The organism is Paraburkholderia sp. BR13444 (genome assembly GCF_040948755.1).
Taxonomy (GTDB): Bacteria; Pseudomonadota; Gammaproteobacteria; order Burkholderiales; family Burkholderiaceae; genus Paraburkholderia; species Paraburkholderia youngii.
This window is the reverse complement of sequence record NZ_JBFPKM010000018.1, coordinates 1-23,221: the sequence shown is the minus strand read 5'-3', so window position 1 is coordinate 23,221 and position 23,221 is coordinate 1. Positions and strand designations below refer to the sequence as shown.

At 65.5% G+C, this 23,221-nt stretch carries 22 protein-coding genes; 14 read left to right on the top strand and 8 right to left on the bottom strand.

The window, feature by feature from the left end; all coding sequences use genetic code 11:
• Nucleotides 1-31: 31 nt before the first annotated feature.
• Both AB3X95_RS32965 and purT read right to left on the bottom strand, forming a co-directional pair.
• Nucleotides 32-244, bottom strand: coding sequence for a DUF6726 family protein (locus AB3X95_RS32965; protein ID WP_176366934.1), 213 nt, complete (start codon nucleotides 242-244; stop codon nucleotides 32-34).
• Nucleotides 245-342: 98 nt separating this feature from the next.
• The gene (purT, locus tag AB3X95_RS32960) at nucleotides 343-1,557 is read right to left on the bottom strand and encodes a formate-dependent phosphoribosylglycinamide formyltransferase (protein ID WP_368623481.1); all 1,215 of its coding nucleotides are present in this window, start codon (nucleotides 1,555-1,557) and stop codon (nucleotides 343-345) included.
• Nucleotides 1,558-1,816: 259 nt separating this feature from the next.
• On the opposite strand from purT, the gene AB3X95_RS32955 reads away from it, so the two are divergent.
• Nucleotides 1,817-2,353 (top strand): META domain-containing protein, encoded by a 537-nt coding sequence (locus AB3X95_RS32955; RefSeq protein ID WP_176380773.1) that lies wholly within the window; start codon nucleotides 1,817-1,819, stop codon nucleotides 2,351-2,353.
• A gap of 113 nt (nucleotides 2,354-2,466) precedes the next feature.
• Complete coding sequence (locus tag AB3X95_RS32950) at nucleotides 2,467-6,447, top strand: DNA translocase FtsK (protein ID WP_368623480.1); 3,981 nt, start codon at nucleotides 2,467-2,469, stop codon at nucleotides 6,445-6,447.
• Nucleotides 6,448-6,528: 81 nt separating this feature from the next.
• Here the strand turns inward: AB3X95_RS32950 and AB3X95_RS32945 are convergent, their stop codons facing one another.
• Nucleotides 6,529-7,848 (bottom strand): lactonase family protein, encoded by a 1,320-nt coding sequence (locus tag AB3X95_RS32945; protein ID WP_368623479.1) that lies wholly within the window; start codon nucleotides 7,846-7,848, stop codon nucleotides 6,529-6,531.
• A gap of 267 nt (nucleotides 7,849-8,115) precedes the next feature.
• Between AB3X95_RS32945 and AB3X95_RS32940 the strand changes: the two genes are divergently transcribed.
• On the top strand, nucleotides 8,116-8,268 hold the full coding sequence (locus tag AB3X95_RS32940) for a DUF3096 domain-containing protein (RefSeq protein ID WP_013088853.1): 153 nt from the start codon (nucleotides 8,116-8,118) through the stop codon (nucleotides 8,266-8,268).
• 232 nt (nucleotides 8,269-8,500) lie between these two features.
• On the opposite strand, the gene AB3X95_RS32935 is transcribed toward AB3X95_RS32940, so the two are convergent.
• Nucleotides 8,501-8,746 (bottom strand): hypothetical protein, encoded by a 246-nt coding sequence (locus AB3X95_RS32935; RefSeq protein ID WP_176121351.1) that lies wholly within the window; start codon nucleotides 8,744-8,746, stop codon nucleotides 8,501-8,503.
• 35 nt (nucleotides 8,747-8,781) lie between these two features.
• On the opposite strand from AB3X95_RS32935, the gene AB3X95_RS32930 reads away from it, so the two are divergent.
• The 3 genes from AB3X95_RS32930 to AB3X95_RS32920 all read left to right on the top strand — a co-directional run bounded on the left by AB3X95_RS32930 (nucleotide 8,782) and on the right by AB3X95_RS32920 (nucleotide 12,338).
• A complete protein-coding gene (locus tag AB3X95_RS32930) occupies nucleotides 8,782-8,922 on the top strand; it encodes a hypothetical protein (RefSeq protein WP_176109195.1) in 141 nt (46 codons plus the stop codon).
• A gap of 69 nt (nucleotides 8,923-8,991) precedes the next feature.
• On the top strand, nucleotides 8,992-10,881 hold the full coding sequence (locus AB3X95_RS32925) for a glycoside hydrolase family 15 protein (protein ID WP_184227668.1): 1,890 nt from the start codon (nucleotides 8,992-8,994) through the stop codon (nucleotides 10,879-10,881).
• A gap of 179 nt (nucleotides 10,882-11,060) precedes the next feature.
• Nucleotides 11,061-12,338: a polyhydroxyalkanoate depolymerase gene (locus tag AB3X95_RS32920; protein ID WP_184227669.1), complete on the top strand. Its 1,278-nt coding sequence runs from the start codon at nucleotides 11,061-11,063 to the stop codon at nucleotides 12,336-12,338.
• 123 nt (nucleotides 12,339-12,461) lie between these two features.
• Here AB3X95_RS32920 and AB3X95_RS32915 read toward each other — a convergent pair whose 3' ends face one another.
• Nucleotides 12,462-13,094, bottom strand: a complete 633-nt coding sequence (locus AB3X95_RS32915) for a TetR family transcriptional regulator (RefSeq protein WP_176109198.1) — start codon at nucleotides 13,092-13,094, stop codon at nucleotides 12,462-12,464.
• A 240-nt stretch (nucleotides 13,095-13,334) separates the two neighbouring features.
• On the opposite strand from AB3X95_RS32915, the gene rsxB reads away from it, so the two are divergent.
• The 3 genes from rsxB (at nucleotide 13,335) to AB3X95_RS32900 (ending at nucleotide 15,507) form a co-directional block, all read left to right on the top strand.
• Complete coding sequence (gene rsxB / locus AB3X95_RS32910) at nucleotides 13,335-14,237, top strand: electron transport complex subunit RsxB (protein WP_184227670.1); 903 nt, start codon at nucleotides 13,335-13,337, stop codon at nucleotides 14,235-14,237.
• A 43-nt stretch (nucleotides 14,238-14,280) separates the two neighbouring features.
• A complete protein-coding gene (nth, locus tag AB3X95_RS32905) occupies nucleotides 14,281-14,925 on the top strand; it encodes an endonuclease III (protein ID WP_176109200.1) in 645 nt (214 codons plus the stop codon).
• A 147-nt stretch (nucleotides 14,926-15,072) separates the two neighbouring features.
• Nucleotides 15,073-15,507 carry a DUF1841 family protein gene (locus tag AB3X95_RS32900; protein ID WP_184227671.1) on the top strand — a complete coding sequence of 145 codons (435 nt, stop codon included), beginning with the start codon at nucleotides 15,073-15,075 and terminating at the stop codon, nucleotides 15,505-15,507.
• A 100-nt stretch (nucleotides 15,508-15,607) separates the two neighbouring features.
• On the opposite strand, the gene AB3X95_RS32895 is transcribed toward AB3X95_RS32900, so the two are convergent.
• Nucleotides 15,608-15,988 carry a cytochrome c gene (locus AB3X95_RS32895; RefSeq protein ID WP_368623478.1) on the bottom strand — a complete coding sequence of 127 codons (381 nt, stop codon included), beginning with the start codon at nucleotides 15,986-15,988 and terminating at the stop codon, nucleotides 15,608-15,610.
• A gap of 46 nt (nucleotides 15,989-16,034) precedes the next feature.
• Nucleotides 16,035-16,403, bottom strand: coding sequence for a c-type cytochrome (locus tag AB3X95_RS32890; protein ID WP_013088844.1), 369 nt, complete (start codon nucleotides 16,401-16,403; stop codon nucleotides 16,035-16,037).
• A 316-nt stretch (nucleotides 16,404-16,719) separates the two neighbouring features.
• Here AB3X95_RS32890 and AB3X95_RS32885 point away from each other — a divergent pair, with 316 nt between their 5' ends.
• The 5 genes from AB3X95_RS32885 to AB3X95_RS32865 all read left to right on the top strand — a co-directional run bounded on the left by AB3X95_RS32885 (nucleotide 16,720) and on the right by AB3X95_RS32865 (nucleotide 21,869).
• Nucleotides 16,720-17,562 carry an AAA family ATPase gene (locus AB3X95_RS32885; RefSeq protein WP_368623477.1) on the top strand — a complete coding sequence of 281 codons (843 nt, stop codon included), beginning with the start codon at nucleotides 16,720-16,722 and terminating at the stop codon, nucleotides 17,560-17,562.
• 28 nt (nucleotides 17,563-17,590) lie between these two features.
• Entirely contained in the window at nucleotides 17,591-18,766 is a 1,176-nt protein-coding gene (locus AB3X95_RS32880) for a VWA domain-containing protein (protein WP_368623476.1), read from the top strand.
• Nucleotides 18,767-18,827: 61 nt separating this feature from the next.
• Complete coding sequence (locus AB3X95_RS32875) at nucleotides 18,828-20,048, top strand: benzoate/H(+) symporter BenE family transporter (RefSeq protein WP_368623475.1); 1,221 nt, start codon at nucleotides 18,828-18,830, stop codon at nucleotides 20,046-20,048.
• 224 nt (nucleotides 20,049-20,272) lie between these two features.
• Nucleotides 20,273-21,226 carry a transaldolase gene (gene tal / locus AB3X95_RS32870; protein ID WP_176121245.1) on the top strand — a complete coding sequence of 318 codons (954 nt, stop codon included), beginning with the start codon at nucleotides 20,273-20,275 and terminating at the stop codon, nucleotides 21,224-21,226.
• A gap of 223 nt (nucleotides 21,227-21,449) precedes the next feature.
• Nucleotides 21,450-21,869: a VOC family protein gene (locus AB3X95_RS32865; protein ID WP_176109207.1), complete on the top strand. Its 420-nt coding sequence runs from the start codon at nucleotides 21,450-21,452 to the stop codon at nucleotides 21,867-21,869.
• Nucleotides 21,870-21,909: 40 nt separating this feature from the next.
• Here AB3X95_RS32865 and AB3X95_RS32860 read toward each other — a convergent pair whose 3' ends face one another.
• Nucleotides 21,910-23,034, bottom strand: coding sequence for an FUSC family protein (locus AB3X95_RS32860; RefSeq protein ID WP_368623474.1), 1,125 nt, complete (start codon nucleotides 23,032-23,034; stop codon nucleotides 21,910-21,912).
• Between the last annotated feature and the right edge of the window lie 187 nt (nucleotides 23,035-23,221).

Genomic DNA, 23,221 nt, shown 5'->3' with positions numbered 1-23,221 from the left:
GTGGGCAATTCACGGACAGTTCGACGACGTTTCAAGGATCGATTACCTCGGCACACGCATCGGTCGGCGCGGCGGCGACGTGCCCGACGACCGGCACGATCTTCAGTCCCGCCGAAGCGACCCGGCACGGCGCCGCCGCGAGCCCGCAGCCGCTGATGCCGGCACACAGCGCGAACGCCACGCCGAGTGCACCGACCCGGCGAAGCGCGCCACGCCACGGATTGCTGCGCGATTCAAGCGCCATACGATCCCCTACTCCGATCTCTTTGCTGCGATAAACCAGCAACGATAAGCCAGCAACGATTGCGGCCCACGCCGCGCGTCGCCGCCTGCCCCTGCCCGTTACTTCGCCGACACCGGCCGAACCGCCGCCGCGGCCTGCTTCGCACGCGAGCGCGCTTCGTCGATGTTCTCGCCGGTCGCGAGCGCGACGCCCATGCGGCGTTTGACGAAGCTCTCCGGTTTGCCGAACAGGCGCAGGTCCGAGTTGGGCACCGCGAGTGCCGCCGCGACGCCTTCGAACGCGATGCCGGCCTCGTCGCGTCCACCGTAGATCACCGCCGACGCACCCGGCGCACGCAGCGACGTGTCGACCGGCAAGCCGAGGATCGCGCGCGCATGCAGTTCGAACTCCGAGAAGCGCTGCGAGCACAGCGTGACGAGCCCCGTGTCGTGCGGACGCGGGCTGACTTCCGAAAACCATACGTCGTCGCCGCGCGCGAAAAGTTCCACGCCAAAGAGGCCGCGGCCGCCGAGCGCCGCCGTGACCTTGTGCGCGATCTCGCGCGAACGCTCGAGCGCGAGCGGGCTCATCGGCTGCGGCTGCCACGATTCGACATAGTCGCCCGCGACCTGCACGTGGCCGATCGGGTCGCAGAAATACGTGCTGACCGCGCCGCTCGCCGGGTCGATCGCGCGCACGGTGAGCTGCGTGATTTCATATTCGAAGTCGATGAAACCCTCGACGATCACGCGCCCGAAATTCACGCGGCCGCCCGCCATCGCGTACTGCCACGCGGGTTCGACGTCGGCGTCGCGGCGCAATACGGACTGCCCCTTGCCCGACGACGACATCACCGGCTTCACGACGCACGGATAGCCAACCTTCGCGATGCCCGCGCGCAGCTCGTCGAGCGAATCGGCGAATGCGTACGGCGAGGTCGCGAGGCCGAGCTCCTCGGCGGCGAGGCGGCGGATGCCTTCGCGGTTCATCGTCAGCTGGGTGGCGCGGGCGGTCGGGATCACCTCGGCGAGCGCCTCGGTTTCGATCGCGGCGAGCTCGTCGGTGGCGATCGCCTCGATTTCGGGGACGATCAGATGCGGGCGCTCCTGCTCGACCAGCGCGCGCAGCGCGGCGCGGTCGGTCATGTCGATCACGTGCGCGCGATGCGCGACCTGATGGCCCGGCGCGTTCGGGTAACGGTCGACGGCGATCACTTCGACGCCCAGCCGTTGCAGCGCGATGATCACTTCCTTGCCGAGCTCGCCGGCGCCGAGCAGCATCACGCGCGTCGCGGATTCAGAAAGGGGGGTGCCGATCCGTTGGCCGATCTGCATGGGAACTCCAGATAAAAAGTCGGGATGAGGGTGGGATTGGATAGACCGCGATGTTAACATGCGGCCCCCTCGCCGCGCGGCGCTCAGGGTGCGTTCGGGGTGCGCTCTGAGTCCGCTCGCGAGGCCGTGGCGGTCGGGCGCAAGCGTGCCGCCGCGTCGACGTTCGCAGCCGCGACCGCGCCACCGCGCGCATCGCTCGCGCACGACAAGCTTAGTACGTTACCCTTACGCCTTCGCCAGTTTGAACAGGAACGACGCCATGCTCATCCGCTCCCGCCCGCGACGTCTTGCGCGCATCACTCCGTGCCTGCGCACGGCCGTCGCCGCGTTGAGCATCGCCGCGCTGCTCGGTGCCTGCGCGATCCCGAAGCATCCGGATTCGTCGGCGCCGCCGCCCGATCCATTCAATCCCGCCGCCGTGCAACTGCTCGACGACAGCAGCTGGGTGCTGAGCTCGTGGAAGAACGCCGACGGCACGGCGCGCGCGGTGCCGTCGAAGGACCAGGAGCCGCTCACGCTCACGTTGTCGACCGAAGGCGGCCGACGCCATGCGAGCGGCTTTTCCGGCTGCAACCGCTTCATGGGTTCGTACATGCTGAAGGACGGCAAGCTCAGCTTCGGCACCCTCGCCGGCACGCGCAAGGCGTGCGTGTCGCCGGGCGGCGACATCGAAAAGCCGTTCCTCGAAGCGCTCGAACGCATCGCTCGCACCGGCGTGCAGATGCGCGCGCCACAGCAGATGCAGCTGATCCTCGACAACGGCGACACGCTGATGTTCGATCGCAGCGACAAGTGATGCAAGTTTGCGCCGCGTTCGGGACTCGCGCCGGCCTTCGAAGCCGCGCGCTGCGCCGTTTAAACTCGACGGATTGCGCTTCTCGCGCGCTCCGTCATTCGTAGATGTCTGGTATGCACACGGTAGTTTTCGGCTGGTTCGGCGGGTCGGCCGTCTGGTTCATTCCTCTTTTGTGGCGCCTCGTGAAGTCGATGCTGCCCGGCGGCGCGGGTCTGCGCGGCCCCGGCACGATCCGGCTGTGGCTCGGCTTCGTCTGCGTGCTGATCGCGAGTTGCACGCTCGAGGGCTCGCTGATCGGCATTGCCGGCGTCAATGGTTTCGGTCATGCGCTGGCCGCTGGGCTTGGGCATCTGCTCGGCCATATCGGCACGCCGCTCGCGGCGCTCGCGCTGCTCCTGATCAGCCTGCCCTGGCTCATCGACTTCCGCTGGAGCGAGGTCGCCGCCTGGGCCGACGGCGCGTTCGGCCTCGGCTTGTCGCGCGGACTCGCGAAGCGAGACGAGGATGCGCGCCGCCACCGCACCGTCGACGACGGCGCGCCGTCGCACGTTTCGCCTGCCACCAACACGATGGCGCCGCGCAACAGCAAGGGTCGCTACGCGCGGCCGACGGTGTGGCGTCCGCCCGCGAGCGGGCGCGGCGTGGGCGCCGCCGCTGCGGGCGGTGCCGCGGCTGGCGTCGCGGGTAGCAAGGAGGCTGCCGCCCGTGGCGCCGGTGCAAACTGGCGCGCCGATGCGGCCGCTGGCACGGCGCGTGGGCCGGCCAGGCAGATCGAGCCGGTGTTGCGCACGGGGTCGAGCGCGCCGCTGCGTCCGGCAGCGTCGATGGCAACGCAGGCGCCGCCGGTGGACAAAGCTCCGGACAGGTCCACGGCACCATTCGTGCCGACCGAGCCGGTCGCGCCGGCGGGTTGGCTGCGCACGACGGAGCCGCGCGCGGCGACGGCGGCGGGATCGCCGGGTGCATCGGCTTCATCGGGCATGTCGGTTCATGATAGCGCTGCGCAGGCCGGTCGGCGCTCGGTCGGCGAACAGCGCGTGGCCGCGCCGTTCGGCTCCAGCGCCGCATTGGCGGCGACGGCCGCCAATGCGTCCGGCGTGTCGGCGCGAGCGGCACAGGCCATGACGGGCCGGTCCGCCACGTCGGGCGCCGGGATCGGCATGACGGCGGGATCGATGAATGCCGCGGGCCGCGGCAGCCGTCCGTCGCCGCTGCCGCGGCCAGCAGACGGCAGCGCGCCGCTCAATCGCGGCGCGACTCCGCGTCAGCCGTTCCCGGCGGCTCAGCGCGCCAACGGTGTCACATTGCCGTCGACCGTGCGCCGCCCTACACCGGACTTCACGCGAACGATGGCGAACGCGTCGACGGTCGCGCCGCCGGCGAGCGTCGAGGAAACGCTGCGCAGCATCGCGGAAAACACCGCGCGCTGGACCGACATGGCCGGCGTGAGCCTCGCGCGCAGCCGTGGCGGCGATGGCGCAAAGATTGGCGACGTGGAACATATGTTGACAACGTTCGACGTGCCGCCGGCGCTGCCGGACGTGCTGCCCGTCGAAAACGGCGAGACGGTGTCGCCGGCGCAGTCGCAGCAAGAAGCGTCACCTGTGGAGTTGCCGGCTGAGCATGAGGTGGTCGAGTCCGACACGTCGGTCGAGAGCGCCAACGAAGCGGTTGCGCAATGGCCGACCGAACCGCCGGTCATTCATCCGCCGCTCACGGCCGCGCCGCTGACGACGGCTGCGATCGAGCCGGTGGCCGGCGTGGCGGCTGCGGCTGCGGCTGTCGAATCCGCGATTGCAGAGCCCGCGTCTGTCGCAGAGACGCCGGCCGATCCCGTGTGCGCGGACGCTGTCACCGGCACGCCCGCAGTTGTCGAGCCGTCGGCATCCGCTGCGGCTGGGCCTGCCGCCGCGGAACCTGCTGCAAGCGCGCCGCAACACGAGGCGGCGACGGCGACGCCGTTCCAGCGCTTTGCAGCCAGCTTGCAGGACGACGCTACGCACGAAGACGTACCGGCGGTCGAAGACCGGACGACGACAAACCCCAGCGTCCCGTCATCGCAGGGGGAAGAATCCGCGCGAACCGTCGAACCTGCGACCGCCGACACCGCGACACCGAAGCAAGAGCCGGCCCCTGTCGCCGAAATCGTCATCGACAAAACGCTCGTGCCTTGGGAGAGCAAACTCGGCCCGACCGCGAACGAAGGCGCGCGGCCAGGTGAGCCAGCAACGCCGCCGACGCATGCGACGTCGCTCGCCCCTGCCCTGCCCGCTGCGACCGAGCCCGCGACCGACCCCACGAACGCCTCGCCGTCGTCGACTTCAACGAGCGCGGCGAACCTGGCTACACCGGCAACCGCCCCAGCCGTCGTCTCGAACGTGGTCCGTTTCCCTGGCGTTGCCGCGCCGGCGACCAGCATCGAGCCTTCGGTCGACGCAAACGCGACGTCTGTCACGAACACACCGGCAGCCGAACCGTCACTCACTCCGTCGCCTGCTTCCGCGCCCGCACCGCAACCGCTGACCCAACCCGCCAACGAGCCCGCCGCCCGCGCGCCGCTGCGCGGCCACGCGCCGGTCAACGGCTTCGAGTTCCATGCGCCGGCCGCATCGATGGTCGAACTGCCGACGCTCGATCTGCTCGCCCCCGCCGACGCCGACGTCGAACCGATCTCGGACGAAAAGCTCCGCGAAACCGGCCAGCTGATCGAGCAGCGCCTGCAGGAATTCAAGGTGCCGGTGACGGTAGTCGGCGCATCGGCGGGTCCGGTCATCACGCGCTTCGAAGTCGAACCGGCGCTCGGCGTGCGCGGCAGCCAGATCGTCGGTCTGATGAAGGACCTGTCGCGCGGTCTCGGTCTCACGTCGATCCGCGTGGTCGAAACGATTCCGGGCAAGACCTGCATGGGCCTCGAACTGCCGAACGCGAAGCGGCAGACGATCCGGCTCTCCGAAATCCTCGAAGCGAGCGTCTACCAGAACTCGCACTCGCAACTGACGCTCGCGATGGGCAAGGACATCACCGGCCATCCGGTCGTCGCCGATCTCGCGAAGGCGCCGCACATGCTGGTGGCCGGCACGACCGGTTCGGGCAAGTCGGTCGCGATCAACGCGATGATCTGCTCGCTGCTGTTCAAGGCGACGCCCGAGGAAGTACGTCTGATCATGATCGACCCGAAGATGCTCGAGCTTTCGGTCTACGAAGGGATTCCGCATCTGCTCGCGCCGGTCGTCACCGACATGAAGCTCGCGGCCAATGCGCTGAACTGGTGCGTCGGCGAAATGGAGAAGCGCTACCGGCTGATGTCGGCGGTCGGCGTGCGCAATCTCGCGGGCTTCAACCAGAAGATCCGCGACACCGAGGCGAAGGGCAAGAAGCTCGGCAATCCGTTCTCGCTCACGCCCGATGCACCCGAGCCGCTCGCGCCGCTACCGCTGATCGTCGTCGTCATCGACGAGCTCGCCGACCTGATGATGGTCGCCGGCAAGAAGATCGAGGAGCTGATTGCGCGGCTCGCGCAGAAGGCGCGCGCGGCCGGCATCCACCTGATCCTCGCGACGCAGCGGCCGTCCGTCGACGTGATCACCGGTCTCATCAAGGCGAACATTCCGACCCGCGTCGCGTTCCAGGTGTCGTCGAAGATCGACTCGCGCACGATTCTCGACCAGATGGGCGCCGAGTCGCTGCTCGGCCAGGGTGACATGCTGTTCCTGCCGCCGGGCACGGGCTACCCGCAGCGCGTGCACGGCGCGTTCGTCGCCGACGAGGAAGTGCATGCGATCGTCGAGTATCTGAAGCAGTTCGGCGAGCCGCAATACGAAGAAGGCATTCTCGACGGCCCGGCCACCGATGGCGGCGCGGCCCAGGACCTGTTCGGCGAAGCGCCGGATGCGGAAGCCGATCCGCTGTACGACGAAGCGGTCGCGTTCGTCGTGCGCACGCGGCGCGCGTCGATCTCGTCGGTGCAGAGGCAATTGCGCATCGGCTATAACCGCGCGGCGCGGCTCGTCGAACAGATGGAGACGGCCGGGCTCGTGTCGGCGATGAGCATCAACGGCAGCCGCGAGGTGCTGGCGCCGGGGCCGGCGGAATGAACGCGCGGTGAACCGCAATGAAAAAACGGACAGCCTCACGATGTGATCTGTCCGTTTTTCTTTGCCCGCGCGTGCCGTGCGTTACGACGGTGATACCAGCTTGAAATCCACCGGCGCGCCGAGCTCGAAATGCTGCCTCGGATTCGGATCGAGCAGCCCCGTCTGCTGATCGCGCTTGAACACGTAGACCGTGTCGCTCAATTGATTGCCGACGATCAGCCAGTTGCCGGTCGGATCGATGGTGAACTCGCGCGGCGCTTTGCCGAGGCTCGACTGCCGGCCGATCTGCTTCAGATGCCCATTGGCGGGATCGACCGAGAAAATCACGATCTCGTTCGCGTCGCCGCGATTGGACGCATACACGAAGCGTCCGTCCGGCGACATGTGGATCGCCGCCGCGGCCACTTGCCCCTTGAAGCCGGGCTCGCTCAATGGCAACGTCTGTACGAGCTTCAGTCTGCCGTCCTCGTAGTCGAACGTGCTGACGGTCGCCGCGAGTTCGCTCGCCAGATACGCGTGCCTGCCGTTGGCGCTGAAGATCAGATGGCGTGGACCCGTGCCGGCTTTCTGCTGCGCGTAGCCCCAGTCCGTCACGACGAACGGGCCCGCGCCGGCGCTGCTCTGCGGCGCGTAACGGTACGAGTACAGCTTGTCGGCGCCGAGATCCTGCGCGAACAGATAGTGGCCGTCAGGCGAGAACACGGTCGAATGCACGTGCGAGTTGTCCTGCCGGCCTTTCACCGGCCCGCCGCCCTCGTGATGCACGGTCTGCACCGACGCGCCCACCTGGCCGTTCGCCTGCAGCGGAAACACCGCGAAGCTGCCGCCCGGGTCGGGCGCGACCGAATAGTTCGCGCTCAGCAGATACTTGCCGTCCGGCGAGATGCTCAGATAGCACGGGTCATTGCCATCGGACGACACCTTGTTCAGAAACGTCAGTTGGCCGCGCGCGGCGTCGAAGCCGAACGCGCTGATGTTGCCGCGCTGCGTGGCCGGGCCATTGTCGCCGGGCAGTTCGTTGACCGAATAGACGAAGCGGCGGTCGCGGCTCACGACCAGAAACGACGGATTGACCGTCTGCGCGACCGACACCTGGGTCGCCGCGCCGGTCTTCGTGTCGAAGCGAAACACGTAGATGCCCTCGCTCTTGCCGCTGGTATAAGTGCCGACCAGCATCGTATAGACGCCGTCCGCGGGGACCGGGCCAGAATCTTGCGCGTACGCGTGCGAAGCAAGCATCGAAACCATGAGCACGAAACCTTTTATCATCGAACGGGCGACGCGGTCCGCGCCACGCGGACCGCAACCCTGTACGGCAACACTGGCAAGAACAGAAGTAAAAGCGGAAGCCGGAACTGGGCGCGCGGCAACACACCCGGCGGTACGGCGACGGTGAAGCATGAGACCTCCTCGACATCGGTTGTCTGTACGGGCTCGCGTATGAGCCGGGGTACGAGCGGTTATAACGGTGTCTGGTCTGCCGCGCCGCGAATCGAGCGTCGTTCCGCGTTGTCGTTGTCGAAGTCAGTATAAGAGCGTTAGGTCGGATCATGCAGTGAATCCACCGCTGACGTGCGGGCTGCGCCAGCGGCTTTGCTCCCGCAAGCCGGGGCGGTTTTTCAAGAGTTTTCACAATCGCGCATCACGCGTGTCAACCACGGAGTCTCCATGAACGTCACTCTCAGCCTGGGCCCGCTCGTTTCGCTGATCGCCGGCATCCTGATCCTGATCATGCCGCGCCTGTTGAACTACATCGTCGCGCTTTACCTGATCATCATCGGCATCATCGGAATCTTCGGCGTGGGCTCGTCGCATCTGTAAGCGACAGGCGACGCGATACCGGGCGCGGTATTTGCGCCCGGCGTCGGGATCAATTTGCGAACAAGGACGGTTCGCGCGGTGCCAGCGGCACTCGCACGCATGAAAGCGCGGACTGCGTCACGCGGTGAGATAGGCGGAAAGCGGGCATCGCGCCACGCGAACAATCGACGTGACGTGGCGCGAAGATGCGGATACGCGAGCAGCCCGCGCTACGAACGCTCGGTGCGGCCGCTCAACCGTTTGCCAGTTGTTCGAGGCGCAAGCGCCCCTGCAACGACAGCGCGCCGACCGCATAATGATCGGCATTCTGCTGATAGCGCCGGAAGCAGTCCCGCTCGACCAGGAAGGACGCGGCAGCCAGCATGCCGTTGCGGCTCAATCCGAGCCGGCCATGATCGAGTGGCAGCATGGAGTCGCCGGCAAGCTGGCTGGCGGCCGAGAGAATCGTGATGCAATCGGATTTCGAAGGGTTCAGCATGGCTTTCGTCCTCGGAAACGGCGTCTGCATGCGCCATGAGCAAGGCCGATTCGCAGTCCGGCAGGTCACCGGACATCGGCATGAAATCTGATTTTATGCATGGATTTGACAATTTTCCAACCCGCGTTTTGCCGCACTATGCGGTGAACCAAACACTGCCGATCGTGGTCCGGTAATTAACACCCACTCGAAGCGCGGCTGCTGTCGCCGTCCGTAATAACGACTCGTTTTTCGACACGCTTTCCATGCCTGCACACCTCGAAGACTACGCACTCGTCGGCGACGGCCATACCGCCGCGCTCATCTCCCGCGAGGGTTCCGTCGACTGGCTCTGCTGGCCGCGCTTCGACTCGGGCGCCTGCTTCGCCGCGCTGCTCGGCACGCCCGACAACGGTCGCTGGCAGATCGCCCCCGCCACCCAGGGCGAGCACGGCGCGCCGACCATCACGCGGCGCTATCGCGGTGAAACGCTGATCCTCGAAACCGACTTCGAAACGCCCGACGGCGCCGTCACGCTGATCGATTTCATGCCGCCAGGCAACGGCTGGTCGGAGCTGATCCGCATCGTCGTCGGCAAGCGCGGCACCGTGCGCATGAAGATGGAACTCGTGCTGCGCTTCGACTACGGCTTCTCGATCCCATGGGTCGACAAGCTCAAACACGACAGCGGCATCAAGGCGATCGTCGGCCCCGACAACGCGGTGTTGCGCACGCCGGTCGAACTGCACGGCGAAGATATGAAGACCGTCGCGGAATTCACGGTGACCGCGGGCGAGCGCGTGCCGTTCTCGCTTGCGTATGCGGCGTCGCATCTGCGCATTCCGCCCGCTCGCGACCCGCACACGTCACTCGCGCGCACCGAGAACCATTGGCTCGAATGGGCGGCGCGCGGGACTGTCGAAGGACGCTGGGCCGAGCCGATCCGCCGTTCGCTTATCACACTGCGCGCGCTCGCCTACGAGCCGACCGGCGGCATCGTCGCGGCGCCTACCACGTCGCTGCCGGAGAAGCTCGGCGGCACGCGCAACTGGGACTACCGATACTGCTGGCTGCGCGACGCGACCATCACGCTGCTCGCGATGATGCGCGGCGGCTACTACGACGAAGCGCGCGCCTGGCGCAGCTGGCTCGGCCGCGTGATGGCGGGCGCGCCGGACCAGTTGCAGATCATGTACGGCATCGGCGGCGAGCGACGCCTGCCCGAATTCGAAATCGACTGGCTGCCCGGCTACGAGGGCGCGAAACCGGTGCGCATCGGCAACAACGCGGTCGGGCAGCTTCAGCTCGACGTCTACGGCGAAGTGATGAATGCGCTGCATCTCGCGCGCGTGGGCGGCCTGCAGGCGGACGTCACCGCGTGGAGCGTGCAGCGCGCGATGCTCGCGCATCTGACCACGATCTGGCGCGAACCCGACGAAGGCATCTGGGAGACGCGCGGCGGCCGCCAGCATTTCACGTTCTCGAAGGTGATGGCGTGGGTCGCGTTCGACCGCGCGATCCGCTCGGCCGAAATGTTCAAGCTCGACGGCCCGCTCGACGAATGGCGCGCGACGCGCGACACGATCCACGCCGAGGTCTGCGAGAAGGCGTGGAATCCGAAGCTGAACGCGTTCTCGCAGTACTACGGCAGCGACCAGCTCGACGCGAGCGTGCTGCTGATGCCGCTGGTCGCCTTCCTGCCGCCGCAGGACCCGCGCATCAAGGGCACGGTCGAGGCGATCGAGCGGGACCTGATGCACGGCGGCTTCGTGATGCGCTACCGCACGACCGAATACGATGACGGCCTGCCGCCGGGAGAAGGCACCTTTCTTGCGTGTTCGTTCTGGATGGTGGATAACCTCGCGCTGCAGGGGCGCGTGCAGGAAGCGATCGAGATGTACGAGCGGCTGCTCGCGCTGTGCAACGACGTCGGCCTGCTGTCCGAGGAGTACGATCCGGTCGAAAAACGTCTGGTCGGCAATTTTCCACAGGCGTTCTCGCACGTGGCGCTCGTGCACACCGGACTGAACCTGATGAAGCATGAGCAGGAAATGGCGCAGGCGACCGGCCATCCGGCGCATAACGGCATGCGCTCCACAGAGCTTGAGGTTCAGGCAAGCCCTTATAGCGGCGGAGCAGCATCGCCACTAGCATGACGCCGTGACAGTTTGCGTACACTGAATGCGAAAATTGTTGCATTGCACAAGATTGCTTTGTTCGATATTATCGATCCGACTGTCGGCCAACAACAATGTGCCCACAACCACAATGGCCCGCCGCAACGCTTCACGCGTGTTTGCGAAGCCCAATGCGAACCGCTTAAAACGGAGCAAACATGCTCTATCAACTGCACGAATTCAGCCGGGCGATATTGAGCCCCCTCACCGCCTGGGCCCAGGCCGCATCGAAATCATTTGCGAATCCGGCCAGTCCGTTAGCCTATGTGCCGGGCGCCACACGCCTGTCCGCCGGCTACGAACTGCTTTACCGGCTCGGCAAGGATTACGAAAAGCCCGAGTTCAACATTCATCAGATTGTTAAAGACGGACATAACATTCCGATCGTCGAGCAGACGATCATCGAAAAGCCGTTCTGCCGTCTGATGCGCTTCAAGCGCTTCGCGGACGACAGCGAAGCTGTTAGCCAACTGAAAGACGAGCCGGTCGTACTGGTCTGCGCACCGTTGTCAGGACACCACGCCACGCTGCTGCGCGACACCGTGCGCACGTTGCTGCAAGACCACAAGGTCTACATCACCGACTGGATCGACGCGCGCATGGTGCCGCTCGAGGCCGGCTGGTTCGGTCTGAACGACTACATCGCGTATATCCAGGAATTCATTCGCCATATCGGCGCGAAGAATCTGCACGTGATCTCGGTGTGCCAGCCGACCGTGCCGGTGCTCGCCGCCATTTCGCTGATGGCGAGCCGCGGCGAGGACACGCCGCGCACGATGACGATGATGGGCGGCCCAATCGACGCGCGAAAGAGCCCGACCTCGGTCAATTCGCTCGCCACGCAGCACTCATACGAGTGGTTCGAGAACAACGTGATCTTCACGGTACCGCCGAACTATCCGGGCACGGGCCGCAAGGTCTATCCGGGCTTCCTGCAGCACACGGGCTTCGTCGCGATGAATCCGGAGCGTCACGCGGCATCGCACTGGGATTTCTACCAGAGCCTACTGCGCGGCGACGAGGACGACGCCGAAGCGCACCGCCGCTTCTACGACGAGTACAACGCGGTGCTCGACATGGATGCCGACTATTACCTCGACACGATCCGCGTCGTGTTCCAGGAATTCCGTCTTGCCGAGGGCACGTGGGTCGTCAATGGCGAACCGGTGCGCCCCCAGGACATCACGACGACCGCGCTATTTACGATCGAAGGCGAGCTCGACGATATTTCCGGCGACGGCCAGACCTACGCCGCGCACGACCTGTGCAGCGGCATTGCGGCAAAGAACAAGCGTCACTTCACCGCGGAAAAATGCGGCCACTACGGCATTTTCTCGGGCCGCCGCTGGCGCACGATCATTTATCCGCAATTGCGCGACTTCATTCTCGAGCACAACAAGACTGCAAAAACGGCGAAAGAAAAAGTCGAAGCCTGAGCATTAAACTTGCAATAGCATATAAAAAGCCAACGGTCTCCTTCGAGGCCGTTGGCTTTTTTATCGCGCTTCATTCGTGATACTGATGTTCTGCTGCGGCGGCGATCACCGCGGCACGGGCCGTTACTTTCTCAACAGATACGCGAGCAGCAGTTCGGTATTCATCTGAATCACCTCGCTGCGTTCGGCGGCGCTGCTGAAATCGCGCCCGAGCGTCGCTTCGAGCGTGAAGCGGTTCGAGACGATGTAGTAGCCCATGCCCGAAAGCGTCACGTAAAAACGCAGTGGGTCGATGTTGGTGCGAAACAGTCCCGCGCGTTGCCCGCGTTCGAGGATGCCGCCAAGCGTGGCGACGATCGGCGAGATCATTTCGCGTATGCGCGTCGACTTCTGCATATAGCGTGCTTCATGCAGATTCTCGTTGTTGATGAGTCGCAATAACTCGGGATGATCGCGGTAGTAGTCCCACACGAAATGGGCGAGACGTGTAACCGCCTCGACGGGCGCGACTCCGTTGAGTTCGAGCGTGCGTTCCGCTTCGTTGAGTGCGCTGAACGCGTGCTCGAGTACCGCGGTGAATAGCTGCTCCTTGCTACCGAAGTAGTAATAGAGCATGCGTTCATTAGTTTCGGCGCGGCGAGCGATCTGATCGACTCGTGCGCCGAACAGTCCTCCATTTGCAAACTCTTCCGCCGCCGCAAGCAAGATGCGGCGCCTCGTGCCTTCAGGATCTCTTTTGATTTTCGGCTGATTCATGGTGGCGTCGTCTTCGTGAGCCGCGTTATCCGGATCGCGCCGCCGGCCTCTCCTCGAGCCTTTTTGTTGGCGGCGTTTAGCGGGCGCGTCGTGGTTGGGAAACACACCCTTTTCTGCGGTCTTTCGAATGAAGCGCTTCGATTATGGCACATGGATTGCGAATGGCAATCCGGGAAATCGGCGATAATGTGCTATTTAGTTCAGGTCGTGCGATCGCACGGCAAACCCCGCGCCGTAACCGTGACAGACGTCAAAACACTCGCGGATCGCATCGAAGATCTGCTGCCCCAAACGCAATGCACGAAGTGCGGTTATCCCGCATGCCGTCCGTATGCCGAAGCCATCGCCAGCGGCGAGGCGAACTATAACCAGTGCCCGCCGGGCGGTGCCGAGGGCATCGCGCGCCTCGCCGCGCTACTCGGCAAACCGGTGATTCCGCTCAATTCCGCCAATGGCGTCGAACGTCCGCGCCCCTTGGCGGTTATCGACGAACAAGTGTGCATCGGCTGCACGCTGTGCATGCAGGCATGTCCGGTCGACGCGATAGTTGGCGCACCGAAACAGATGCACACCGTGATCGCCGAGCTCTGCACCGGCTGCGACCTGTGCGTGCCGCCCTGCCCGGTCGACTGCATCGCGATGCTGCCCGTGACCGGCGAGGCCACCGGCTGGGATGCATGGAGCCAGAGCGAGGCAGACGCGGCGCGGGCGCGTCATAACCGCCACGAGGGCCGTCTCGCGCGCGAGCGCGACGCCGCCGAAGCGCGTGCTGCGGCGCGGCGAGCCGCGAGTGCGAGCGCGCCGGCGGCTGCGTCGGGCGCGGTTCCCGCGAGCGGCGCGACAACGCCGTCCGAGGCCCCGGCTACCCCGAGTGCGGACGACGCCGAAGCGAAGAAACGCGCGATCATCCAGGCCGCGCTCGAACGCGCGCGCAAGAAGAAAGAGGAGATGGCCGCGAAAGGCCAGGGACCGCTGAACACCGAGAATGTCAGCGCCGACGTGCAGGCACAGATCGATGCAGCCGAAGCGCGCCGCCGCCGTCTCGGTCTTGCCAGCGGCGGGGGTACACACGGCTCGGAGCCGTCGTCCAACGAGTCCGACGAGTCGAAGCCGCCGTCCAGCTCGCCGCCGACCGCGCGCTGACCTCGCCCGCGCAACCCTCCCCACCCACACGGACCCGCTCCGCATGAACGCGAACAAACGCCGCGCGATCTACGAAACGCTTCAGAGCCTGAATCCGCACCCGACCACTGAACTCGAGTACACGACGCCGTTCGAACTGCTGATCGCGGTGCTGCTGTCAGCGCAAGCGACCGACGTGTCGGTCAACAAGGCGATGCGCAGGATGTTCCCCGTGGCGAACACACCGCAGAAGGTGTTCGACCTCGGCGAGGAAGGTGTCGCGAGCTATATCAAGACGATCGGCCTGTATCGCACGAAGGCGAAGAATGTGATCGCGACCTGTCGCATTCTGCTCGACCAGTACGGCGGCGAGGTGCCCGAGGATCGCGAGGCGCTCGAAGGGCTGCCGGGTGTCGGCCGCAAAACGGCCAACGTGATTCTGAACACCGCGTTCGGCCATCCGACCATCGCGGTCGACACGCACATTTTCCGCGTCGCCAACCGCACCGGCCTCGCGCCCGGCAAGGACGTGCGCGCGGTCGAAGCAGCGCTCGAAAAATTCACGCCCGCCGAATTCAGGAAGGACGCGCACCACTGGCTGATCCTGCATGGACGCTATGTGTGCAAGGCGCGCCGCCCCGAATGCTGGCATTGCGTGATCGAGCCGCTGTGCGAGTTCCGGCCGAAGACCCCGCCGCCCGATCTTTAAGGGCAGCCCAACTCGAAACCCCAGACCGCGCGGCGCGCCTGCAGCCCGAACGGCCGCCGCGTAAAATGATGCTTTACACGCAGTGCGCCCTGCGTACACACGCCGTCGCGCCCCGCGCACGCCCCACTCCCACGCACCGGTTCCACGATGTTCAATCCCAGCCGCGACGAAGTTCGCCTCTTTTTCACCGACACCTGGCGCAAACAGCGCCAAGGCGAGATTCTGACGCCGCTCGAGGCAATCGCCGCCGACTGGATCGTCGAGCATCCGGAATATCACGCCGACCTCACCGACGCCCCCGCTGCCCAGGCGCAGGACTATTCGCCGGAGCGCGGCCAGACCAATCCGTTCCTGCACCTGTCGATGCATCTGGCGATCTCCGAACAGCTGTCGATCGATCAGCCGCCCGGCATTCGCGCCGCGCACGATCGGCTCGCCGCACGCCTCGGCTCGACGCACGAGGCGCAGCACGCGATCATGGACTGCCTCGGCGAAACCATCTGGGAAGCGCAGCGCACCGGCACGCCCCCGGACACGGACGCGTATTTGCAGCGCATCGAACGGCGCGCGACGCGCGACTGAAGCGACCGCAAACCCCGACTCGATGCCCTCAAAGCAAAACACCCCGCCAAGGCGGGGTGTTTTGCTTTTGAAGCCGCGACGCGAGACCCGCGTCCTACGCTCACTTCTTCTGCACGAGGTCGCCTTCAAGCGATTCGACGTAAGCGGCGATGTCCTTCATGTCGCCTAGCGACAGGCTCTGCACCTGTGCCTGCATGATCGCGTTGTTGCGGCCGAGGTGCGGATTGCCGGTGCCCATCTGGTACTGACGCAGCGCCCAGTACACATAGTCGGAGTGCTGACCGGCCAGCTTCGGATACTCCGGGCTCACCGGCTTGTTCAGGCCGGGACCGTGGCAGGCCGCGCAGTTGTGACTGTCGGCGAGCACCTTGCCGTTGCCCGCGTCAGCCGCGTGAGCGACGTTCGCCACGGCCAGACCGATTACCGCCGCCGCGCCGACCGCCTTGAATATCGTGTGGAGTGCCTGTTGGGGCTTGATCATGAAATCTCCTATCCCGCGAATTGGATGTACTGGTGACCGACGCCGATCACTTGTCGGGATTGTTTTTCGAAGCGGCAGTTTGCGCTGCGTAGTAGGCGGCGATGTCGGCAATGTCCTGATCCGACAGCGACGTTGCGATTGCATGCATCGTGTCGAAATGGCGGTCGCCCTTCTTGTAGGCGCGCAGCGCGATCTCGAGGTAGGCCTGATTTTGCCCGCCGAGCTTCGGCACGCGGAAAACCTCTGGATAAGCCGTGCGGTATTCAGGGATGCCGTGGCAGCCGATACACATCGCGACCTTGTCCTGGCCCGCCTTGGCGTTGCCTACGACATCCGCTGCCTGCGCACTGACCGCGTACCCCGCGAGCACCGACAGCGCTGCGATCACGACGTGTTTGCCGACGAATTTATTCATAGATGTAACCTGGCTTGAGGGGAAACGGGTGCCCACAAAGGCAGCGGTCCGGCCGTTCTTCTTATGAGGTGGCCACGCAGGCCAAAAAAATCGGGCCCATTGTACCGCGACGCCGCGCCGAACGTCCACAACACGCGGGAGCCGCGCAACGCCCGTCTGGACGGGCCGCGCGCCATGCTCGCGGCGGCTTCGCGATGACGCCACAGCGGCGCCGGCGCGTCTACCCCGGCACGGCTGACAACATACGTGAGCCGGTTTCGGGCCAACAGGCCTTCTGACTTATACTGGGTTTTTTCCCGAACAAGAGCATCTCGCCATGCGTTTCGAAGGCTCATCGCAGTACGTCGCCACCGACGACCTCAAGCTCGCGGTCAACGCCGCGATGACGCTCAAGCGTCCGCTCCTGATCAAGGGCGAACCCGGCACCGGCAAGACCATGCTCGCCGAGGAAGTCGCCGCCGCGCTCGGCATGCCGCTCTTGCAATGGCACATCAAGTCGACCACCAAGGCCCAGCAGGGCTTGTACGAATACGACGCGGTGTCGCGACTGCGCGATTCGCAGCTCGGCGACGAACGCGTGAAGGACATCCGCAACTACATCGTCAAGGGCGTGCTGTGGCAGGCGTTCGAATCGGACGAGCAGAACGTGCTGCTGATCGACGAGATCGACAAGGCCGACATCGAATTCCCGAACGACCTGCTGCGCGAACTCGACCGCATGGAGTTCTACGTGTACGAGACGCGCGAGCTGGTGCGCGCGAAGCATCGCCCGCTCGTGATCATCACGTCGAACAACGAGAAGGAATTGCCCGACGCGTTCCTGCGCCGCTGCTTCTTCCACTACATCAAGTTTCCGGACGCGACGACGATGCAGCAGATCGTCGACGTGCACTACCCCGGCATCAAGAAGGACCTGCTCGCCGCCGCGCTGCAGAGCTTCTTCGAGCTGCGCAACGTCGCCGGGCTGAAGAAGAAGCCGTCCACCTCCGAACTGCTCGACTGGCTCAAGCTGCTGCTCGCCGAAGACATTCCGCCCGAAGCGCTGCGCTCGGCCGACCACAAGCAGATCGTGCCGCCGCTGCACGGCGCGCTGCTGAAGAACGAACAGGACGTGGGCCTGTTCGAGCGGCTGCTGTTCATGAACCGCAACAACCGTTGAGCGGGCACCGCGCCGCAGGACATCCAGCATGCTGATCGACTTCTTCTACTCGCTGCGCGCCGCCAAACTGCCGGTCTCGGTGAAGGAATACCTGACGCTGCTCGAAGCGCTGAAGGCCAACGTGATCGCGCCGTCGCTCGACGAGTTCTACTACCTGTCGCGCATCACGCTCGTGAAGGACGAGCAGTACTTCGACAAGTTCGACCAGGCGTTCGGCGCCTTTTTCAACGGGGTCGCGGCAAACTCGGAGCTCGCGTTCGAGATTCCGCTCGACTGGCTGAAGAAGAAGCTGCAACGCGATCTGTCACCCGAGGAAAAGGCGCAGATCGAGGCGATGGGCGGCATCGACAAGCTGATGGAGCGCCTGAAGGAACTGTTCGACGAGCAGAAGGAGCGCCACGAGGGCGGCAACAAATGGATCGGCACGGGCGGCACCTCGCCGTTCGGCAACGGCGGCTACAACCCCGAGGGTGTGCGCATCGGCGGCGACGCGGCCGGCAATCGCACCGCCGTCAAGGTCTGGGAAGCGCGCGCGTACCGCGACTACGACGACCAGGTCGAGATCGGCACGCGCAACATCAAGGTCGCGCTGCGGCGCTTGCGCCGCTTCGCCCGCGAGGGCGCCGCGGAAGAGCTCGACCTGCCCGACACCATCCGCAGCACCGCCGCGAACGCCGGCTGGCTCGATCTGAAGATGGTGCCCGAGCGGCACAACAACGTGAAGGTGCTGATGCTGCTCGATGTCGGCGGCTCGATGGACGATCACGTGAAGCGCACCGAGGAGCTGTTCTCGGCCGCGAAGGCCGAGTTCAAGCACCTCGAGTTCTATTACTTCCACAACTGCGTGTACGACTTCCTGTGGAAGAACAACCGCCGCCGCCACGCCGAGCGCACGCCGACGTGGGACGTGCTGCACAAGTTCACGCCGGACTACAAGCTGATCTTCGTCGGCGACGCGACGATGAGCCCGTACGAAGTGTTGCAGCCGGGCGGCTCGGTCGAGTACAACAACGCCGAGGCCGGCGCCGTATGGCTGCGCCGGCTCGCCGATCATTTCCCGCACTTCGCGTGGCTGAACCCGGAACCGGAAGCGCTGTGGCCATATCGGCAGTCGGTCAGCGCGATCCGCGAAGTGCTGGGCCACCGCATGTATCCGCTGACGCTCGCGGGCCTGGAGACGGCCATGCGGGTGCTAAGCAAGTAACGCCCGTCGTTCCGCAACCCACGTCCCGACGCTTCAACTTCCACAACAACAAAGCCTTCGCATGAGTTCGTCCCCGTCGCCCCAGTTGTCCCCCGCCGCCGCGCCGCAGAGGCGCTTCAATCCGCTCGCCGATACGTCGCTGTCGACGATCGTCGCGGGCTTCGTCGCGGCGATGACCGGCTACACGAGCTCGCTCGTGCTGATGTTCCAGGCGGGCCAGGCCGCGCATCTGAGCGACGCGCAGATTTCCTCGTGGATCTGGGCGCTGTCGATCGGCATGGGCCTCTGCACGATCGGCCTGTCGCTGCGCTTTCGCGCGCCGATCGTGATCGCGTGGTCGACGCCGGGCGCGGCGCTGCTGGTGGCGTCGCTGCCGCATGTCGAGTATGCGCAGGCCATCGGCGCGTTCATCTTCTGCGCGGCGCTGCTGACGCTGGTCGGCGTCACCGGCTGGTTCGACGCGCTGATGAAGCGGATTCCGTCCGGCCTCGCAGCGGCGCTCCTCGCGGGCATCCTGTTCGAGATCGGCATCGAGATTTTCCGTGCCGCGCAGTACCAGACCGCGCTCGTGCTGACGATGTTCTTCACCTACCTGATCGTCAAACGGTTCGTGCCGCGTTACGCGATTCCAACCACGCTGGTGGTCGGTACAGCCGCGGCCGGCGGCCTCGGGCTGCTCGATTTCAGCCACTTTCACGTCGCGCTCGCGCATCCGGTGCTGACGATGCCGTCGTTTTCGGTGGCGACGTGCGTGAGCATCGGCATTCCGCTGTTCGTGGTCGCGATGGCCTCGCAGAACGTGCCGGGCATCGCGGTGCTGCGCGCCGACGGCTATACGACCCCGTCCGCGCCGCTGATCGCGACGACCGGCGTCGCGTCGCTGCTGCTCGCGCCGTTCGGCTCGCACGGCATCAATCTTGCGGCGATCACGGCGGCGATCTGCACCGGCCCCGAAGCGCACGAAAACCCCGCGCGGCGCTATACGGCGGCCGTATGGGGCGGTATTTTCTATCTGCTCGCGGGGGTGTTCGGCGCGACGATCGCCGCGCTGTTTGCGGCGTTTCCGAAGGAACTGGTCGTCTCCGTCGCGGCGCTCGCGCTGTTCGGCTCAATCATGAGCGGGCTCGCCAATGCGATGCAGGACACGCGGCAGCGCGAGGCGGCGCTCGTTACGTTCATGGTGACCGCCTCAGGGCTCACGCTGCTGTCGATCGGCTCGGCGTTCTGGGGGCTCGTCGCCGGCGTGATCACGCAAGTCGTGCTGAACGCGCGCCGCGTGTGAACGGATCGCCACGCCCGGCTGTCCGTACCCGGTGTTCATGCCGTCGTCGGCGATCCGCCATAGAATAGATGTATCCGGCAGCGTTTCCCGGCGCCATCGCGGGACGCGCTGCGGCTTGACCCGCGGCCGCCGGCGCCGGCTGATTGCTGTGTTTCGTCCAGCCGGCGCGGCGGCGTCCTCATTTCTCCTGAACCACGGCGCACACGCGCCCTGAAGGCCCGAACATGACAACCGCACTCGACCAACTCAAGCAATACACCACCGTGGTGGCCGACACTGGCGACTTCCAGCAGCTCGCGCAGTACAAGCCGCGCGATGCGACCACCAATCCGTCGCTGATTCTGAAGGCCGTGCAGAAAGACGACTACCGGCCGCTGCTCGAAAAGACCGTGAAGGCGCATGCGTCGAAGCCGGTCGGTGCGATCATCGACCAGTTGCTGATCGCGTTCGGCACCGAAATCCTGAAGATCATCCCCGGGCGGGTGTCGACCGAAGTCGACGCACGCCTGTCGTTCGACATCGAAGGCTCGATCAAGAAAGCCCATGAGCTGATCGCGCTGTACAAGGAGCACGGCGTCGAACGCGACCGCGTGCTGATCAAGCTCGCGTCGACGTGGGAAGGCGTGCGCGCGGCCGAGGTGCTGCAGAAGGAAGGCATCAGCTGCAACATGACGCTGCTGTTCTCGCTCCCGCAGGCGGCGGCCTGTGCAGAAGCTGGCGCGCAGCTGATCTCGCCGTTCGTCGGCCGCATCTACGACTGGTACAAGAAGAGCGCCGGCAGCGCGTGGGACGAAGCGAAAGACGGCGGCGCCAACGACCCGGGCGTCAAGTCGGTGCGCCGCATCTATGCGTACTACAAAAAGTTCGGCTACAAGACCGAGGTGATGGGCGCGAGCTTCCGCACGACCTCGCAGATCCTGGAACTGGCCGGTTGCGATCTGCTGACGATCAGCCCCGACCTGCTGCAAAAGCTGCACGAGAGCACCGACAAGATCGAGCGCAAGCTGTCGCCGGAGGCGTCGCAGGACGCGGACATCGAGCGCGTGCCGGTCGACGAAAAGTCGTTCCGCTTCCTCGTCAACGACGACGCGATGGCGACCGAGAAGCTCGCCGAAGGCATCCGCACGTTCGCCGCGGACGCAATCAAGCTGGAAAAGCTGATCGACACGCTGCGCTGAGGTGCCGCGGGCGGCTGACTTGGCTGGCTGCGTGACGCTCACGTTCACGCTCGCCGCGCCGCGCCCGCTCCGCTCGAAAGCCATCCATGACAAGCGGCGCCGAATCTGACGGTTCGGCGCCGCTCCTCGTTTACGCTGCGACTACAATCGACTGCACGCCCCTCCCCGCCTGAGCTGGCGAGGAACGAGGGCGCCCGCCCAACGCCTGACCAGGGAGACGATCATGTATGTTCAGCCCTACGTGTTCTTCAACGGCCGTTGCCAGGAAGCGCTCGACTACTACACCGACAAACTCGGCGCCCAGGTAACCTTCAAGATGCTGTTCAAGGACGCGCCACCCGACGCGCAAAACCCGCCACGCCCCGAACTCGCCGACAAGATCATGCACGCGAACGTGCAGCTGGGCTCGAGCACGTGGATGGCTTCCGACGGCAACTGCGATCCGGCGGCCGGCCCGTTCAATGGCTTCAGCCTGTCGCTGACCGTCGAAGACAGCGCGTCGGCGGAAAAATGCTTCAACGCGCTCGCCGATGGCGGCCAGGTCGTGATGCCGTTCCAGCCAACGTTCTGGAGCAAGGGCTTCGGAATGGTGGTGGATCGCTTCGGCATGATGTGGATGGTCACGCTGCCGCCGCAGGTTTGAGGCTTAGCGGCCGAGCCTTTGGGTTCGGCCATTCGACCACCTACCCGCCACGAGTCGCCCGCACGTGCCGCTCGATGTTCCAGTTCGGCTCGGTCTCCAGCAATAGCGCGCGCAGCCGGTCCACCTGCTCCGCGAGCCGCTGACCGAGCCAGTACGGCCCTTGCCAGTCGGGCGGCAACGCGGTGGCCACGTCGCCATGCCCCTTCGCGAGCGGCGCCGCGGCCGGAATGCCGAAGCGCGACGGACGGCCGAAACGCAGCCCGCGCGCGGTGGACAACAGGATCGCGCGCACGGCGCGCACCTCGGCGCCGCATTGCGCTGCATAGGCGCTGCGCGCGGCGGCGGTGGCGTTCATCAGCGGCCCGGTGGCCAGCAGTTCGAGCGAGCTGAGCACCGAGCGATGCAGCCGCTGGATCTCCTCGAGCCGCGTCTGCGGCACGTCGATTTCCTTGGCGACCGACGGCATCAGCGAACGCAGTTGCACCAGCCGCTTGTTGATCCGCAGGAAGCGCTGGACCTGCTCTTCTTCGGTGATCGTCTCGCCGTCGAGCAGGCGCGCGTAGATGCCCGCGCATTCGCGCAGATTGGCGGCGAGCCCGTAGCGCCACGAATACGTCGCGTGCAGTGGAAACGCGAACGAAAACGCCAGCGCGATCACGATGCCGATCAGCACGTTCAACGTGCGCCACAGGCCGACGTCGATCAGGTTGTCGCCGTGGCCCGCGACGATGCACATTGTGATCGCAGTCAGAAGCCCGATATAGCCGGACGAGCCGATCGCGAACCACGCGCAGATCGACGCGATGATCGCCTCCAGCACATAGGTGAGCGGCAGCGAGCCGATGACGTTCTGCTGCACGATCAGCAACAGGCCGATCGACGCGCCGAGCAGCGTGCCGGCCGCGCGTTCGGCCGCTTTCTTGCGGATATTGCCGTGATGCTGCAAGCCGCCGATCACGACCAGCAGCGTCACGGACGACCAGATGCCGTGCGGGATATCGATGCCGGTCGTCGCCAGAATCGACACCAGCATCGCGAGGCCGACGCGCAGGCTATGCAGCACCTTCGCGTGGCGGTAGCGGTAATACGGCGACGTGACCGCGCGCACCATGCGGCTCAGCGCGGCGCGGCGGGGGATCACGGTGGGAGTATCGGCAGCAGCCATGGCGGCGCGCGGCGAACGCGTGAAAGGACGGTTTCGCTATCCTGCCCTGGAGTGCCCCGCAAACGGCATAGGGGACGGCCATAAGGCCGTGCCCCTGCCACACCACCCGGCATGCGGGTCCGCACCGGGCGGTTCGGGAAGTTGAGGTTATGAGAGTCGGGGTGCACCCAGCCGCTCGAAGTATGCG